Genomic DNA, 15,645 nt, shown 5'->3' with positions numbered 1-15,645 from the left:
CGCTTAAAGCATGGAAGAGATGGCCCGCCCTCAAAAACCGAGGACGGGCCATCTCTTTTTAATTTACAATTCAATACGGTCAGTTACTCGGTGCTTACGGAACGCGAGCGTTTCGTTGGTGACCTGGGTCGTTGGCAAGTTGACCGCATACCACCGAAATAACCCAACCTGACAGTGCGTGGCATTTTGCGTTATAATGATCCCTGTGTCTACATTGGTATTGGAGAGTGAGTTATGGAGGAACTGTTTGAGCGGGCACCGATTCCGCGAGCGTATTTTAAGCTGGCGTTGCCCGTCGTCTTGAGCATGGTGGCCAGCATGATTTACAATCTGGCCGATACGTTTTTCGTTTCGCAAACGCAGAATACCAACCTGGTCGCGGGGGTGGCGCTGTGTACGCCGTTGTTCTCTTTCCTGATTGCGATTGGGGACATCTTCGGCCTGGGTGGGAGTTCTCTGATCTCACGCTTGCTGGGAGAGAAGGCCTACGCGACTGGGAGCCGCGTCAGCAGCTTTTGCCTGTATGGGGCAGTGGTGCTGGGCCTCGTGACGACGGTACTGCTGTTGGCCTTTACCCGGCCGATTTTGCACTTGTTGGGGGCGACCCCGGCAACCTACACCTACGCGTCACAGTTCTACCGGATTATGGCGATTGGTGCCATGCCGATCATTGTGTCGATTGTGCCCGGTAACCTGATTCGGACGGAAGGATTCGCCACCCAGTCGATGGTCGGGACGATGGTGGGAACGGTGATTACCATCATCCTAGACCCGTTGTTAATCTTTCCGTTAGGCATGGGCGCCGCGGGGGCCGCGTTAGCCACCGTGATTGGTTACACGATTTCGGCGATTCTGCTGGTGTATCTGACCAAACGCTACTGTCAGGTCATCTCAATTGACCCGAAGATCAGCCGAATTGATCGCCAGTTGATTCGTCAGGTCCTGTTCATCGGGATTCCCGGCTCGATCACCAACCTGATGCAGGCTTTTGGGACGGCCGTGTTGAACCGCTACCTGGTGGACTATGGACCGACTCGGGTGGCCGCCATGGGCATTGTCCTGAAGGTGTACATGATTATCATGCTGGTCATGGTGGGCTTTGCCTTTGGCGCCCAGCCACTGATTGGCTATACCTTTGGCGCGAAGAACATGGCACGATTCAAGAAGATCCTGCACTTCGATCTGTTGGTGGAAGTGGGCTATGCGCTGATTCTAGCCGTGATTCTGATGATCTTTGCCCCACAGATTATTGGTTTATTCCTACATAATCAAGCCGTCATCACTGCCGGGACATACATGCTCCGGGTCTTTCTGGTGACGACGCCGTTTGTGGGGGCCGTGTTGGTCTACACGACCGTCTTCCAGAGTACGGGGAAGGCGAGTGGGGCCTTCATCATGTCAATTGCTCGGCAGGGTGTGGTTTTCTACCTGATGATTGTGCTCGGGTCACACTTGCTGGGGTATCATGGCGTGATTTGGGCGCAACCGGCATCCGATGTGATTACCTGTCTGATTGGTTGGCTATTGGCTAAGCTGCTGTTTAATAGGAAGAAGCTGGATTAATTAGGGTCGATTAGGTCAGCTCAATCGCTGGGCGCGTAAGGTAGTCGGGCGATTGTCGATGGGACTGACTCGGCGACCCGTTGTGGGCCACCGCCTTGATCATTTCATTTATAATGGGTTGACCGAGGTCAAGTTGGTCAGCGATTTCACAAGAAAATTCGATTAATTGTGTGAAAACCCTTGCCAGCCGGCGTTTTATTTAGTATGATAGTCAAGTGCTGAAATTCTGGCGGTGTTTTTGACACCCCGGGGTAGGCTCAAAAGTTTAAGCGATGATGTGGGAGATTGCGACACACCCGGCCGCTTTGCCATGAGGGTGTGGCGGGAATTTCCACGGAGTTAGTCTTATTTTTAAAATAGACGAAGGAGGGAACACAATGGCAAAACAAAAAATTCGGATTCGGTTGAAGGCGTACGAACATCGTATCCTCGACCAATCAGCGGACAAGATCGTTGAAACGGCTAAGAGAACTGGTGCCACTATTTCTGGTCCAATTCCATTACCAACTGAACGGACGATCTACACCGTTTTACGTTCACCACATAAGTTTAAGGACTCACGTGAACAATTCGAAATGCGGACGCACAAGCGTTTGATCGATATCGTTAACCCAACGCCAAAGACAGTTGACTCATTAATGAAGCTCGACTTGCCTAGTGGTGTGGACATCGAAATCAAGTTATAATTTTTTCAAAATAAATACAATATAATCGGAGGTGTACTCATGACCACAAAAGGAATCTTAGGGAAAAAGGTCGGGATGACGCAAGTCTTCACTGATGCTGGCGAATTAATCCCCGTTACTGTTGTCGAAGCAACCCCAAACGTAGTGTTGCAAGTTAAGACGATGGAAAACGACGGTTACGATGCCATTCAACTTGGTTACCAAGACAAGCGTGAAGTACTCAGCAACAAGCCCGAACAAGGTCATGTAGCAAAAGCAAACACGACTCCTAAGCGCTTCATTCGTGAATTCAGAGATGTTGAGCTGGGAGATTACAAGGTAGCAGACGAAGTTAAAGTTGATACCTTCCAAGCAGGAGACATCGTTGATGTCACAGGTGTCACTAAAGGTCATGGATACCAAGGTAACATTCATAAAGATGGTCAAAGCCGTGGCCCTATGGCCCATGGTTCTCGTTACCACCGTCGTCCAGGTTCTCTGGGTGCTATCATCAACCGGGTTTTCCCTGGCATGAAGCTTCCAGGTCGGATGGGTAACAAGCAAGTTACTATCCAAAACCTCGTGATCGTTAAGGCTGACGTTGATAACAACGTTCTGTTGATTAAGGGCAATGTGCCTGGTGCCAACAAGTCACTCGTTACTGTTAAGAGTGCTGTTCGCCCACCACGTCCTAAGCATTCAGAAAACTAATTAGGAAGGGAGGATAATTAAATGACAAGCGTAGCATTATACAAACAAGATGGTAGCCAAAACGGCGACGTTACTTTGAATGCCGATATCTTCGGTGTTGAACCTAACGAAAACGTCGTATTCGACACAATCCTGATGCAACGGGCATCACTTCGCCAAGGAACTCACGCCGTTAAAAACCGGAGTGCCGTTCGTGGTGGGGGTAAGAAGCCATGGCGTCAAAAGGGTACTGGTCGGGCACGTCAAGGTTCCATCCGTTCACCACAATGGGTTGGTGGTGGTGTGGTCTTTGGCCCTACCCCTCGCTCTTACAGTTACCGCCTTCCTAAGAAGGTTAGCCGTTTAGCATTAAAGTCCGTTCTTTCTCAAAAGGTTCTCGATGATAGCTTCGTCGTTGTTGACGGCTTAGCATTCGATGCACCTAAGACGAAAGAATTTGCTTCAGTGCTTGCTGGTTTGAATGTCACGACTAAGACGTTGGTTGTCCTTGAAGATGACAACGTTACTGCTGCTTTAGCAGCCCGCAACTTAGCCAACGTTAAGGTTATTCCTGCCAAGAGCTTGAATGTCCTCGACATTGCTGATGCTGATAAGTTAGTGATCACGCAACCAGCTCTTTCTCAAGTAGAGGAGGTGCTCGCATAATGGAAGCACGTGACATTATTTTACGCCCAGTTGTTACTGAAGCCTCAATGGCAACGATGGACGACAAGCGTTACACGTTCGACGTTGATGTACGAGCAACTAAGACTCAAGTCAAGCATGCCATTGAAGACATCTTTGACGTTAAGGTTGTTAAGGTCAACATCATGAACTTAAAGGGTAAGAAGAAGCGTCAAGGACGTTACGAAGGCTACACTAAGAAGCGTCGTAAGGCCATTGTCAGCTTATCTGCCGACTCAAAAGAAATCAAGTTATTCAACGAAGAATAAAATCTCAGATATAGGAGGGAAATAACGTGGCGATTAAGAAATACAAACCAACAAGCAATGGTCGTCGTAATATGACGAGCTTGGTTTACAAAGACGTCATCACTAAGACGACTCCTGAAAAGTCATTGCTTGATTCACAAAGTCACACTGCCGGCCGGAACAACGCTGGTAAGATGACTGTCCGTCATCGTGGCGGTGGTAACAAGCGTCAATACCGGATCATCGACTTCAAGCGTATTAAGGATGATGTTCCAGCAACGGTTAAGGCTATCGAATACGATCCTAACCGGACGGCTAACATCGCACTGTTAGTTTACGCTGACGGTGTTAAGTCTTACATTATTGCGCCTAAGGGCTTAAAGGTTGGCGACAAGGTTCAATCTGGTCCAGAAGCTGATATCAAGACGGGTAACGCTTTACCATTAGCTAACATTCCATTCGGTACTGTTATTCACAACATCGAATTGAAGCCAGGCAAGGGTGGCCAATTGGTCCGTTCTGCTGGGACTTCAGCACAATTGTTAGGTAAAGCTAACGATGACAAGTACGTGTTAGTTCGGTTATCATCCGGTGAAGTTCGGATGGTTCTGAAGGTTAACCGTGCAACCATCGGTGCCGTAGGTAACGAAGAACATGAACTGGTTAACGTTGGTAAAGCCGGCCGGACTCGTTGGGCTGGTCAACGTCCTCACGTTCGTGGTTCAGTTATGAACCCTAACGATCACCCACATGGTGGTGGTGAAGGTAAGGCACCTGTTGGTTTACCATCTCCTCTTTCTCCATGGGGTAAGAAGACCGTTGGTAAGAAGACGCGTTCTAAGAAGAACAAGAGCAACAAGTTCATCGTACGTCGTCGTAAAGGTTCCAAGATGTAATAATCCGGTTATCCGGATGTCAAGAGACCTGGTGATCATCGCACTAAGCGATGCGCCACAAGTAGAGGAGGTTTCATAATGGGTCGTAGTTTGAAAAAAGGACCTTTCGCCGATGCGCACTTATTAAAGAAGATTGATGCGCAGAAGGATCAAGACAAGAAATCTGTCATTAAGACCTGGTCCCGCCGGTCTACTATTTTCCCTAGCTTTATTGGTTTTACCATTGCTGTATATGATGGACGGAAGCATGTCCCAGTTTACATTCAAGAAGATATGGTAGGCCACAAGCTTGGCGAATTCGTACCAACCCGGACTTTCCGTGGTCATGGTGGCGACGATAAAACAACTCGTTGATAAGGAGGATTAACTAATGGCTGAACAAGTTACATCAGCGCAAGCGACTGCTAAGACGGTTCGGATTGCTGCTCGCAAAGTCCGCCTTGTCATCGATCTTATCCGGGGCAAGAGCGTCGCAGAAGCGATCGCAATCTTAAAGTTCACACCGCGTGGAGCTTCACCGGTTGTGGAAAAGGTTTTGAACTCAGCAATTGCTAACGCAGAAAATAATTTTGACTTAGATCGTCAAGACTTAGTTGTTAGCGAAGCCTATGTGAACGAAGGCGCAACCCTTAAGCGGTTCCGTCCTCGTGCCAAGGGCTCTGCTTCACCAATCAACAAACGTACGAGTCACATTACGGTTGTTGTATCTGAAAAGAAGGAGGGATAACGCGTGGGTCAAAAAGTAAATCCAACTGGATTACGGGTCGGTATCATTCGCGACTGGGAAGCAAAGTGGTATGCTGAAAAGGATTTCGCTGCTTACCTGAAGGAAGACCTTCAAATCCGTAAATTTATCGAAAAGCGTCTGGTTGACGCATCTGTATCAACTGTTGAGATTGAACGGGCTGCAAACCGCGTCAACATCTCAATTCACACCGCCAAGCCAGGAATGGTTATTGGTAAGGGTGGTTCAGAAGTCGAAAATCTCCGTAAGGAATTGAACGACTTGACTGGCAAGCGTGTCCACATCAACATCGTGGAAATCAAGAAGCCAGATCTGGATGCCAAATTGGTCGGCGAAAACATCGCCCGTCAATTGGAAGGTCGGGTTGCATTCCGTCGCGCTATGCGTGGAACCATGCAACGGACCATGCGTTCTGGTGCCAAGGGTATCAAGACGCAAGTATCAGGCCGTTTGAACGGTGCTGACATGTCCCGTGTCGAAAGCTATGCTGAAGGTACGGTTCCTCTGCACACGTTACGTGCTGATATCGACTACGCTTGGGTAGAAGCGCACACCACTTATGGTTCTCTGGGTGTTAAGACCTGGATCTACCGTGGTGAAATTTTACCTGAAAAGAAACAATCTAACGGACAAGGAGGGAAATAGCATGCTGGTACCTAAGCGAGTAAAGTTCCGTCGTGTCCACCGTGGTAAGCTTCGTGGCGAATCCAAGGGTGGCAAGAGCGTGGCTTTCGGTGATTACGGTTTGCAAGCGTTGGATTCCAAGTGGATTACCAACCGTCAAATCGAAGCAGCCCGTGTTGCAATTACACGTTATATGAAGCGTGGTGGGAAAGTTTGGATCAAGATTTTCCCTCACAAATCCTACACCAGTAAAGGTGTTGGGGTCCGGATGGGTAATGGTAAAGGTACGCCTGATGGCTGGGTAGCCCCAGTCAAGCGTGGCAAGGTAATGTTTGAAGTCGGTGGCGTTTCTGAAGAAACGGCCCGTGAAGCATTACGGCTTGCAGCCATGAAGCTTCCCGTTCGTACTAAGGTCTTAACTCGAGAGGAAGTAGGTGGCGAATCTAATGAAGACTAAAGAAATCAATGAATTAACCACTGCTGAAATGCTCGATAAAGAAAAGAGCTACAAGGACGAATTATTCAACTTGCGTTTCCAATTAGCTACTGGTCAATTGGAAAACACCGCACGGTTGAAGCAGGTTCGCAAGAACATTGCGCGGATTAAGACCGCTCTTCGTCAACAAGAACTGAACAAGTAGAATACGATAAGAAGGAGGTCACTAATACATGAGTGATGCACGTAATAACCGCAAGGTTTACCGTGGTCGTGTCGTGTCTGACAAGATGGACAAGACGATCACTGTCGTTGTAGAAACGACGAAGACGGATGCAAGATATGGTAAGCGTGTCAAGTACTCCAAGAAGTACAAGGCACATGACGAAAAGAATGAAGCCCAAACTGGCGACATTGTTGAAATCATGGAAACTCGTCCATTATCTGCTACCAAGCGGTTCCGCTTAGTCGACATTGTTGAAAAAGCAGTAATCATTTAGGTGTCGTTTTTATCGTATTCTGAACTAGATCTGAAGGGAGGACACTAGCTGTGATCCAACAAGAAAGTCGCTTAAAGGTTGCCGATAACTCCGGCGCCCGGGAAATCCTGACTATCAAGGTTCTGGGTGGCTCAAAACGTCGCTACGCCGGAATCGGTGATGTCATCGTTGCTACTGTCAAACAAGCAACACCAGGTGGCGTTGTCAAAAAGGGTGATGTTGTCAAGGCTGTTATCGTTCGTACGAAGTCTCGTGTACGTCGTAATGATGGTTCTTACATCGGTTTTGATGAAAATGCTGCTGTGCTGATTAAAGACGACAAGAGCCCACAAGGGACTCGGATCTTTGGACCAGTTGCACGTGAATTACGTGACAACGACTTCATGAAGATTATCTCATTAGCACCCGAAGTACTGTAATTAAGAATCGCGTTAAACAAGGAGGTGCCCACAGGAATGCTTATTAAAACTGGTGACAAGGTCCGCGTGATCGCTGGCAAGGACAAAGGCAAGGAAGGTACGATTTCCAAAGTCTTCAATGCCAAGAACCGCGTGATCGTTAAAGGCGTCAATATGATTAAGAAGCACCAAAAAGCTTCTCAAACTAATCCCCAAGGCGGAATTATTGATATTGAAGCACCAATTCACGCATCCAACGTTATGCTTATTGATCCTTCGAACAACGAACCAACCCGGCTTGGCGTTCGTGTTGAAGATGGTCACAAAGTCCGGTTCGCTAAGAAGTCCGGCGAAACCATCGACAAATAATCATTGAAAGGAGGAACATAATTTCATGTCAGCTCGTTTAAAAGAAAAGTACGTTAATGAAATTACCCCATCATTGGTGGAAAAATTTAGCTACAGTTCTGTTATGCAAACGCCGAAGATCGAAAAGATCGTATTGAACATGGGTGTTGGTGATGCTGTTTCCAACGCTAAGAACCTCGACGAAGCCGTTGAAGAACTTGGATTGATTTCTGGTCAAAAGCCATTGGTTACTAAGGCCAAGAAGTCAATCGCAACCTTCCGTCTTCGTGAAGGCATGTCAATCGGTGCTAAGGTTACCCTCCGCGGTGACCGGATGTACGAATTCCTGGACAAATTAATCAACGTGTCATTGCCACGTGTTCGTGACTTCCATGGTGTTAGTGCTCGTGCCTTTGATGGCCGTGGGAACTACACTTTGGGGATCAAGGAACAATTGATTTTCCCAGAAATTAACTTTGATAACGTTAACCGTGTTCGTGGTTTGGACATCGTTATCGTTACGACGGCTAACACTGATGAAGAGTCACGCGAATTATTGACTCAATTCGGTATGCCGTTTGCACACTAATTAAGGAGGTTCACACAAATTGGCTAAGAAATCACAAATTGCTAAGAACAAGCGTCCTGCGAAGTTCTCTACTCAAGAATATACTCGTTGCGAACGTTGTGGACGTCCACACTCTGTTTATCAAAAGTTCCACCTTTGCCGTATCTGCCTACGCGAACTTGCCCACAAGGGTCAAATTCCTGGTATGAAGAAGGCTAGCTGGTAAAACGAATTTTAAACAAAGGGAGGGTAAACGTTAATGTCCATGACTGATCCTATTGCAGACTTCTTGACGCGGATCCGTAACGCCAACATGGTGCGTCACGAATCACTCGAAGTACCTGCATCTAAAATTAAACGCGACATCGCTGAAATCCTGAAGCGCGAAGGTTTCATCCGTAATGTTGAATACATCGATGACGACAAGCAAGGTATCATCCGTGTATTTCTGAAGTACGGTAAGGATAACCAACGTGTCATCAGTGGTTTGAAGCGTATTTCTAAGCCCGGCTTACGTTCATACGTTAAGGCCGACGCTGTGCCAAAGGTTCTGAACGGTTTAGGTATCGCTATTATCTCCACCTCTGAAGGGGTAGTTACTGATAAAGAAGCGCGTGCTAAAAAAATCGGTGGCGAAGTTCTCGCCTACGTTTGGTAAAACTTTTAAGAAGATAGGAGGTGCCTTACAGTGAGTCGTATTGGTTATAAAACTGTCGATGTCCCAGCAGGCGTCGATGTTAAACGCGATGGTGATCAAGTTACTGTCAAGGGTCCTAAAGGTTCTTTAACCCGGACTTTCTCTGACATCATCACCATGAAAATTAGTGACGGTGCGGTTGATTTCGACCGTCCAGACAACAACAACAAGACCCGTGCTCTTCACGGTACGCAGCGTGCTAACTTAAACAACATGGTTCAAGGTGTTGTTAATGGTTTCGCTAAGACCTTGAAGCTGGTCGGTGTTGGTTACCGTGTTCAAGCCAAGGGCAAGACCTTGATCTTGAGTGTTGGTTACTCCAACCCTGTTGAAATGGCTATTCCAGAAACCTTGGAAGTTAAGGTTCCTGATAACACGACCATCAACATTTCTGGTATCAGCAAGCAAGAAGTCGGTGACTTTGCCGCCGAAGTTCGTGCCGTTCGTTCACCAGAACCTTACAAGGGTAAGGGTATCCGTTACGAAAACGAATACGTTCGGATTCGTGAAGGTAAGACTGGTAAGTAACAGTAACGCAGCTTAATTGCTGATAATTCTACAAAGAGGTGACTATTTTGATTACAAAACCAGATAAGAACAAGACACGTCAAAAGCGTCATACGCGTGTCCGGAACAAAATTTCTGGAACTGCAGAACGCCCACGCTTAAACGTTTTCCGCTCTAACAAAAACATCTACGCTCAAGTCATTGATGACGTAGCGGGTGTCACGCTTGTTAGTGCCTCAACGTTAGATAGCGAAGTTAACGGCGACAACAAGACTGACCAAGCTAAGGCTGTCGGTGTTTTAGTTGCTAAGCGCGCTGTCGAAAAGAAGATTAGCAACGTCGTGTTTGATCGTGGCGGGTACTTGTACCATGGCCGTGTCCAAGCATTGGCAGAAGCTGCTCGTGAAAACGGGCTGGAATTTTAACAGTAAGGAGGAATAACCACACATGGCAAAATTTATTGATCCCGACAAGTTAGAACTTGAAGATAACGTTGTTGCTATCAACCGGATCACCAAAGTTGTTAAAGGTGGCCGTCGTCTTCGGTTCTCAGCACTTGTAATTGTCGGCGATAAGAACGGTCACGTTGGCTTTGGTACTGGTAAAGCACAAGAAGTCCCAGAAGCTATCCGTAAGGCTGTTGAAGCCGCTCGTAAGAACTTGATCGAAGTTCCAATCGTGGGAACGACCATTCCTCACGAAGCACTTGGTCTTTATGGTGGGGGTAAGATCTTACTCAAGCCCGCTGCTGAAGGTTCTGGAGTTACTGCCGGTGGTGCCGTTCGTTCCGTCATGGAATTAGCCGGTGTTGCTGACGTTACTTCTAAGCGTCTTGGCTCTAACACACCTGTTAACGCAGTTCGTGCCACTTTTGCTGGCCTTGCTGAGTTAAAGCGTGCTGAAGAAGTTGCCGCTCTCCGTGGTGTCTCTCTTCAACACTTAGCTGAATAAGGAGGGGTATTAAAATGGCTCAATTAAAAGTTACTTTAATTCATAGTGTTGCTCACCGCCTCCCTAAACAGCGGAAGATTGTGGAAGCTCTTGGTTTGAACCGTGTGAACAGCACGGTATTACAACCGGACAACGAAGCCACTCGCGGTGCGCTTTTCCAAATCGCACATTTAATTAAAGTTGAAGAAGTTAAGTAGAACTAATTTCATTTTATAAGGAGGTGCGCAATAGCATGAAGTTGAATGAACTAAAACCTGCTGAAGGCTCACGGAAGGTTCGTAACCGGGTTGGCCGTGGTGATTCATCTGGTAACGGTAAGACTGCTGGTCGTGGCCAAAAGGGTCAAAAGGCTCGTAGCAAGACTCGTTTGGGTTTTGAAGGTGGCCAAATGCCACTGTACCGTCGGATTCCAAAGCGTGGGTTTACCAACATTAACCGCAAGGAATTTGCTGTCGTAAACTTATCTGCTTTGAACGTCTTTGATGATGGTGCTGAAGTTACACCAGCTGCCTTAGTCGAAGCCGGTATCGTGAAGAACGAAAAAGCCGGTATCAAGATTTTGGGTAACGGCGAAGTAACGAAGAAGTTAACGGTTAAAGCCGCTAAGTTCTCCAAGTCAGCTGCCGAAGCTATCGAAGCTGCTGGTGGTAAGACTGAGGTGATTTAATGCTCTCAAGCTTAAAAAACGCGTTTAAGATTAAAGATATTCGTAAAAAGATTCTCTTTACTCTTCTGGTTTTGATTGTCTTTCGGTTGGGTACCTATATTACTGTCCCCGGCATTAACGCAAAGGCACTTCAAAGCGTTGCGTCTTCTGGGTTGGTTAGTATTTTAGATACCTTCAGTGGTGGTGGGTTAACGAACTATTCCATCTTTGCGATGGGGGTTTCACCATACATCACTGCACAAATCGTTATTCAATTGCTACAGATGGACATCGTTCCGCGCTTCGTTGAATGGAGTAAGCAAGGGGACGTTGGACGGCGGAAGTTAAACCAAGCGACACGTTACTTAGCGATTGCCTTGGCATTCGTTCAGTCGATCGGGATCACCGCTGGTTTCAGTGCGTTAAGCTCAATGAAACTGGTGCAAAATCCGAGTGTGACCACGTACCTGTCGATCGGGTTAATCCTGACCGGTGGGACCATGTTGACGACTTGGATGGGTGATATGATCACCGATCGTGGTTTAGGTAACGGGATTTCAATGATCATCTTCGCGGGGATCATTGCCCGGACGCCAACCGCTGTCTACAAACTCTACAAAGATTACTTCGTTGACATCGCGACCGGCGACATGTGGAAGAGCGTACTCTTCGTCTTGGGCCTCGTGGTTCTGGTATTGTTGATTATCACGTTTACGACGTGGGTTCAACAGGCCGAACGGCGGGTACCGATGCAGTATACGCGGCGGGTATCTGGTTCACCAGATAGCAGTTATCTTCCATTAAAGGTTAACGTTGCGGGTGTTATCCCGGTTATCTTCGCAAGTTCGTTTATTGCGACGCCTCAGACCATTCTGATGGCGTTCCAAAATACGCATTCACAAGATGCTTGGTATCAAACCATGACGAACCTTTTCAACATGCAAACCGTTGATGGTGCCATTCTGTACACCGTTCTGATCATTGTGTTCACGTTCTTCTATGCGTTCGTTCAAGTCAACCCAGAAAAGTTGTCTGAGAACCTGCAAAAGCAGGGGAGCTACATTCCTGGTGTTTGGCCTGGTCACGAAACGCAGTCATACGTTTCCAGTTTGTTGATGCGACTCAGCACTGTTGGGTCACTCTTCCTTGGATTCATTTCCTTAATTCCGTTGTTAGCCCAAAATCTTTGGGACTTAGATGAGTCTATTGGTTTAGGTGGGACCAGCCTCTTAATCGTCGTTGGTGTGGCCATCGAAACCATGCGTCAGGTTGACGGATTGATGATGAAGCGCGAATACGTCGGCTTTATTCAAGGATCACCACATGATCCTCAAGGTCCAGAACCAGCTTAATGAGTTTCCAGCGGGTGTGTTGATCTAATTGGCACACCTGCTTGTGTATTTCAGGCTAATAATTTTGAAATAAGGAGAACGAACATGACAGCAATGAATTTAATCCTCATGGGCCTACCGGGCGCCGGTAAGGGAACCCAAGCCCAAAAGATTATCGATGAGTTCCATTTGCCGCACATTTCAACGGGAGACATCTTCCGTGAAGCGATGAAGAACGAAACCGAAATGGGCTTGGCCGCTAAGAAGTTCATCGACAAGGGTGAACTGGTACCGGATGAAGTCACCAATGGCATCGTTCGGGATCGCTTAGCTCAAGATGATACCAAGGTTGGGTTCATGTTGGATGGTTTTCCGCGGTCCCTTGATCAAGCCGAAGCTTTAGATAGCTTTGGTCCTGAACTGGATCGGACCATCAACGCCGTGATCAACATTCACGTGGAACCCGATGTGTTGGTTGAACGCCTTTCCGGTCGGTACATCTGCCGGACGTGTGGGGCCACCTATCACAAGCTTTACCACAATCCTAAGGTTGAGGGCACTTGTGATGTCTGTGGCGGCCATGATTTCTATCAACGTGAAGACGACAAGCCGGAAACGGTGAAGAATCGTCTGGCGGTTAACCTTAAGGCCAACACGCCACTCGTTGATTACTACACCAAGAAGGGCTTGCTCTTCACGGTAGATGGTGACCGGGCTATCGATGATGTCTACGTCGACATTGAAAAGATCTTGAAGAACCTGTAGATTTTACTAAGTTCTTGCTAAGTTGTGGGAATTATGGTAGACTTATTCAGGTTTAGCCTGTAAATGGCGCGCTGTCGCAATTCACAGGTGCTAGGTGGGAGCAACATCCTTGCTCCTGCTGCTTTTACGTGTATTTTACACGCAATTAAAAGGGAGGTACTTTCGTGGCGAAAAGCGATGTCATCGAAGTCGAAGGTAAAGTTACCGAAACATTACCTAACGCAATGTTTCGGGTCGAATTAGAAAACGGTCATGAGATTCTCGCTCACGTCTCCGGTAAGATTCGGATGCACTACATCCGAATTCTGCCTGGTGATCGAGTAACTGTTGAAATGTCACCGTATGACTTGTCTAAAGGCCGGATTACTTATCGTTTCAAGTAACCGCCTGGACAGATGTAGGAGGGATATTCATGAAAGTAAGACCATCAGTTAAGCCAATGTGCGAACACTGCAAGGTTATCAAGCGTAAGGGTCGAGTAATGGTTATTTGCTCAGCCAACCCTAAGCACAAACAACGCCAGGGTAAGTAATTCAATTTATAGGAGGTGCACATTTAATGCCACGTATTGCTGGAGTGGATTTACCACGTGATAAGAAAATCGCTTACGGTTTGACTTACATTTTTGGTATTGGGATCAACACCGCACATAAGATTGTTGCGGATGCTGGTGTCGCAGAAGACGTTCGGGTTCGTGATTTGACGCCTGATCAAGAAGACAAGGTTCGTGCCGAAGTTGACAAGTACAAGGTCGAAGGTGACTTACGTCGTGAAGTTAGCCTGAACATCAAGAACTTGCAAGAAATCGGTTCATACCGTGGGATGCGTCACCGTCGCGGTCTGCCTGTTCGCGGCCAACACACCAAGAACAACGCCCGCACTCGGAAGGGTAAAGCCGTTTCGATTGCCGGGAAGAAGAAGTAAAGGAGGGTTAACACTTTATGGCTACTAGAAAAACTAGTCGCAAGCGTCGGGTCAAAAAGAACATTGAATCCGGTGTTGCACACATTCATGCTACGTTTAACAACACATTGGTCATGATCACGGACGTTCAAGGAAACGCGATTGCCTGGTCATCTGCTGGTGCTTTAGGGTTCAAGGGTAGTCGGAAATCAACACCATTTGCTGCACAAATGGCTGCTGAAGCCGCTGCCAAGGCATCACAAGAACACGGTGTTAAGTCCGTGGAAGTTGCTGTTAAGGGTCCTGGTTCAGGACGTGAAGCTGCTATCCGGGCCATCCAAGCTGCTGGTATCGAAGTTACGGCTATTCGTGACGTGACGCCAGTGCCTCATAATGGGACTCGTCCTCCAAAGCGCCGTCGGGTTTAACGTGAGCGTTTCATTAATGAGGGCAACCTTCATGATGGGATTGACTTATAGGAGCTCAACGCGGTTTGAAAGGGGTAAACGATAAGAATGATTGAATTTGAAAAGCCTAACATTCATAAAATTGATGAGAGTAGCAACTACGGTAAGTTTGTTGTTGAGCCGTTGGAACGTGGTTACGGGACAACGCTGGGGAACTCCTTACGGCGGATCTTACTTTCATCATTACCTGGTGCAGCTGTTACCAGCATTCAAATCGACGGGGTTTTACATGAATTTTCCACGGTTGAAGGGGTCGTTGAAGACGTCACGCAGATCATCTTAAATGTTAAGAAGATCGCCTTGAAGTTGAACGGTTCTGACGATCAAGAAGAATCCATGGAGATCAACGTTAAGGGACCAGCGCAGATCACTGCCGGTGATATTGTTGCGGGTGCTGACGTTGATGTCTTGAACCCAGATCTGTACATTGCTACGGTTGCCGATGGGGCAACGTTCCATATGCGGATGACTGCGGATAAGGGCCGTGGCTACGTTTCTGCTGACGAGCACAAAGCTCAGAACACGGAAATGCCAATTGGTGTTTTAGCTGTTGATTCCATTTACACCCCAATCGAACGGGTTAACTACCAAGTAGAGAATGCACGGGTTGGCCAACGGGCTGACTACGATAAATTGACCCTGGATGTTTGGACAAACGGTTCAATTAATCCAAGCGAAGCCATTGCATTGGCTGCTAAGATCTTAACCGAACATCTGGCTATGTTTGTCGACTTGACCGACGAAGCTAAGAATGCGGAAATCATGGTTGAAAAAGAAGAAACGCATAAGGAAAAGATGCTTGAGATGACCATCGAAGAGCTCGACTTATCCGTTCGTTCTTACAACTGCTTGAAGCGTGCTGGTATCAACACGGTCCAAGAATTGACGAATAAGACTGAAGCAGACATGATGAAGGTTCGTAACTTGGGTCGCAAGTCCCTTGAAGAAGTTAAGGCTAAGTTAGCTGACTTAGGTTTGTCACTTCGGAAGGAAGACTAATTTTAGACACTCAA

At 47.3% G+C, this 15,645-nt stretch carries 29 protein-coding genes; all 29 read left to right on the top strand.

The window, feature by feature from the left end:
- Nucleotides 1-234: 234 nt before the first annotated feature.
- The 29 genes from HEQ50_RS03755 (at nt 235) to HEQ50_RS03615 (ending at nt 15,631) form a co-directional block, all read left to right on the top strand.
- Nucleotides 235-1,563 (top strand): MATE family efflux transporter, encoded by a 1,329-nt coding sequence (locus HEQ50_RS03755; RefSeq protein WP_168899179.1) that lies wholly within the window; start codon nt 235-237, stop codon nt 1,561-1,563.
- Nucleotides 1,564-1,940: 377 nt separating this feature from the next.
- Nucleotides 1,941-2,249 carry a 30S ribosomal protein S10 gene (gene rpsJ / locus HEQ50_RS03750; protein WP_003638059.1) on the top strand — a complete coding sequence of 103 codons (309 nt, stop codon included), beginning with the start codon at nt 1,941-1,943 and terminating at the stop codon, nt 2,247-2,249.
- A gap of 39 nt (nt 2,250-2,288) precedes the next feature.
- The gene (rplC, locus tag HEQ50_RS03745; protein WP_020090147.1) at nt 2,289-2,939 is read left to right on the top strand and encodes a 50S ribosomal protein L3; all 651 of its coding nucleotides are present in this window, start codon (nt 2,289-2,291) and stop codon (nt 2,937-2,939) included.
- Between the two features lie 21 nt (nt 2,940-2,960).
- Entirely contained in the window at nt 2,961-3,584 is a 624-nt protein-coding gene (rplD, locus tag HEQ50_RS03740; protein WP_168899178.1) for a 50S ribosomal protein L4, read from the top strand.
- Complete coding sequence (gene rplW / locus HEQ50_RS03735; protein WP_020090145.1) at nt 3,584-3,871, top strand: 50S ribosomal protein L23; 288 nt, start codon at nt 3,584-3,586, stop codon at nt 3,869-3,871. Before rplD ends, rplW begins: the two co-directional genes overlap by 1 nt.
- A 26-nt stretch (nt 3,872-3,897) precedes the next feature.
- Nucleotides 3,898-4,746, top strand: a complete 849-nt coding sequence (gene rplB, locus HEQ50_RS03730; RefSeq protein ID WP_168899177.1) for a 50S ribosomal protein L2 — start codon at nt 3,898-3,900, stop codon at nt 4,744-4,746.
- 78 nt (nt 4,747-4,824) lie between these two features.
- Entirely contained in the window at nt 4,825-5,100 is a 276-nt protein-coding gene (rpsS, locus tag HEQ50_RS03725) for a 30S ribosomal protein S19 (protein WP_168899176.1), read from the top strand.
- Nucleotides 5,101-5,116: 16 nt separating this feature from the next.
- The gene (gene rplV / locus HEQ50_RS03720; RefSeq protein WP_057734512.1) at nt 5,117-5,473 is read left to right on the top strand and encodes a 50S ribosomal protein L22; all 357 of its coding nucleotides are present in this window, start codon (nt 5,117-5,119) and stop codon (nt 5,471-5,473) included.
- 3 nt (nt 5,474-5,476) lie between these two features.
- Entirely contained in the window at nt 5,477-6,136 is a 660-nt protein-coding gene (rpsC, locus tag HEQ50_RS03715) for a 30S ribosomal protein S3 (RefSeq protein ID WP_020090141.1), read from the top strand.
- Between the two features lies 1 nt (nt 6,137).
- Nucleotides 6,138-6,572: a 50S ribosomal protein L16 gene (rplP, locus tag HEQ50_RS03710; RefSeq protein WP_125688341.1), complete on the top strand. Its 435-nt coding sequence runs from the start codon at nt 6,138-6,140 to the stop codon at nt 6,570-6,572.
- Nucleotides 6,562-6,756 carry a 50S ribosomal protein L29 gene (gene rpmC, locus HEQ50_RS03705; RefSeq protein WP_020090139.1) on the top strand — a complete coding sequence of 65 codons (195 nt, stop codon included), beginning with the start codon at nt 6,562-6,564 and terminating at the stop codon, nt 6,754-6,756. The genes rplP and rpmC overlap by 11 nt, the downstream gene beginning before the upstream one ends.
- A 28-nt stretch (nt 6,757-6,784) precedes the next feature.
- Nucleotides 6,785-7,051, top strand: a complete 267-nt coding sequence (gene rpsQ, locus HEQ50_RS03700) for a 30S ribosomal protein S17 (protein ID WP_168899175.1) — start codon at nt 6,785-6,787, stop codon at nt 7,049-7,051.
- A gap of 50 nt (nt 7,052-7,101) precedes the next feature.
- Entirely contained in the window at nt 7,102-7,470 is a 369-nt protein-coding gene (gene rplN, locus HEQ50_RS03695) for a 50S ribosomal protein L14 (RefSeq protein ID WP_168848738.1), read from the top strand.
- Nucleotides 7,471-7,506: 36 nt separating this feature from the next.
- On the top strand, nt 7,507-7,818 hold the full coding sequence (gene rplX, locus HEQ50_RS03690; protein WP_168899174.1) for a 50S ribosomal protein L24: 312 nt from the start codon (nt 7,507-7,509) through the stop codon (nt 7,816-7,818).
- Nucleotides 7,819-7,843: 25 nt separating this feature from the next.
- Nucleotides 7,844-8,386 carry a 50S ribosomal protein L5 gene (gene rplE / locus HEQ50_RS03685; protein ID WP_168899173.1) on the top strand — a complete coding sequence of 181 codons (543 nt, stop codon included), beginning with the start codon at nt 7,844-7,846 and terminating at the stop codon, nt 8,384-8,386.
- Between the two features lie 19 nt (nt 8,387-8,405).
- Nucleotides 8,406-8,591, top strand: coding sequence for a type Z 30S ribosomal protein S14 (locus HEQ50_RS03680; protein WP_081624603.1), 186 nt, complete (start codon nt 8,406-8,408; stop codon nt 8,589-8,591).
- A gap of 33 nt (nt 8,592-8,624) precedes the next feature.
- Nucleotides 8,625-9,023: a 30S ribosomal protein S8 gene (gene rpsH, locus HEQ50_RS03675; RefSeq protein ID WP_011668485.1), complete on the top strand. Its 399-nt coding sequence runs from the start codon at nt 8,625-8,627 to the stop codon at nt 9,021-9,023.
- 30 nt (nt 9,024-9,053) lie between these two features.
- On the top strand, nt 9,054-9,590 hold the full coding sequence (gene rplF / locus HEQ50_RS03670) for a 50S ribosomal protein L6 (protein ID WP_168899172.1): 537 nt from the start codon (nt 9,054-9,056) through the stop codon (nt 9,588-9,590).
- Between the two features lie 38 nt (nt 9,591-9,628).
- Nucleotides 9,629-9,994, top strand: a complete 366-nt coding sequence (gene rplR / locus HEQ50_RS03665) for a 50S ribosomal protein L18 (RefSeq protein ID WP_334427444.1) — start codon at nt 9,629-9,631, stop codon at nt 9,992-9,994.
- A gap of 22 nt (nt 9,995-10,016) precedes the next feature.
- Nucleotides 10,017-10,520: a 30S ribosomal protein S5 gene (gene rpsE, locus HEQ50_RS03660; protein WP_020090131.1), complete on the top strand. Its 504-nt coding sequence runs from the start codon at nt 10,017-10,019 to the stop codon at nt 10,518-10,520.
- Nucleotides 10,521-10,534: 14 nt separating this feature from the next.
- A complete protein-coding gene (gene rpmD, locus HEQ50_RS03655; protein ID WP_168899170.1) occupies nt 10,535-10,717 on the top strand; it encodes a 50S ribosomal protein L30 in 183 nt (60 codons plus the stop codon).
- A gap of 35 nt (nt 10,718-10,752) precedes the next feature.
- On the top strand, nt 10,753-11,187 hold the full coding sequence (rplO, locus tag HEQ50_RS03650) for a 50S ribosomal protein L15 (RefSeq protein ID WP_020090129.1): 435 nt from the start codon (nt 10,753-10,755) through the stop codon (nt 11,185-11,187).
- Entirely contained in the window at nt 11,187-12,518 is a 1,332-nt protein-coding gene (secY, locus tag HEQ50_RS03645; protein WP_168899169.1) for a preprotein translocase subunit SecY, read from the top strand. The genes rplO and secY overlap by 1 nt, the downstream gene beginning before the upstream one ends.
- A 93-nt stretch (nt 12,519-12,611) precedes the next feature.
- Nucleotides 12,612-13,262 carry an adenylate kinase gene (locus HEQ50_RS03640; RefSeq protein ID WP_305066824.1) on the top strand — a complete coding sequence of 217 codons (651 nt, stop codon included), beginning with the start codon at nt 12,612-12,614 and terminating at the stop codon, nt 13,260-13,262.
- Between the two features lie 164 nt (nt 13,263-13,426).
- Complete coding sequence (gene infA, locus HEQ50_RS03635) at nt 13,427-13,645, top strand: translation initiation factor IF-1 (RefSeq protein ID WP_011668477.1); 219 nt, start codon at nt 13,427-13,429, stop codon at nt 13,643-13,645.
- 29 nt (nt 13,646-13,674) lie between these two features.
- The gene (rpmJ, locus tag HEQ50_RS03630) at nt 13,675-13,794 is read left to right on the top strand and encodes a 50S ribosomal protein L36 (protein WP_011668476.1); all 120 of its coding nucleotides are present in this window, start codon (nt 13,675-13,677) and stop codon (nt 13,792-13,794) included.
- A gap of 26 nt (nt 13,795-13,820) precedes the next feature.
- Complete coding sequence (rpsM, locus tag HEQ50_RS03625; RefSeq protein ID WP_057734531.1) at nt 13,821-14,186, top strand: 30S ribosomal protein S13; 366 nt, start codon at nt 13,821-13,823, stop codon at nt 14,184-14,186.
- 17 nt (nt 14,187-14,203) lie between these two features.
- Entirely contained in the window at nt 14,204-14,593 is a 390-nt protein-coding gene (rpsK, locus tag HEQ50_RS03620; RefSeq protein WP_125574870.1) for a 30S ribosomal protein S11, read from the top strand.
- 87 nt (nt 14,594-14,680) lie between these two features.
- Nucleotides 14,681-15,631: a DNA-directed RNA polymerase subunit alpha gene (locus HEQ50_RS03615; protein WP_168899167.1), complete on the top strand. Its 951-nt coding sequence runs from the start codon at nt 14,681-14,683 to the stop codon at nt 15,629-15,631.
- Nucleotides 15,632-15,645 lie beyond the last annotated feature (14 nt).

It is taken from the genome of Lactobacillus sp. HBUAS51381 (genome assembly GCF_012641095.1).
Lineage (GTDB): Bacteria > Bacillota > Bacilli > Lactobacillales > Lactobacillaceae > Levilactobacillus.
This window is presented reverse-complemented; position numbering and strand designations above follow the sequence as displayed.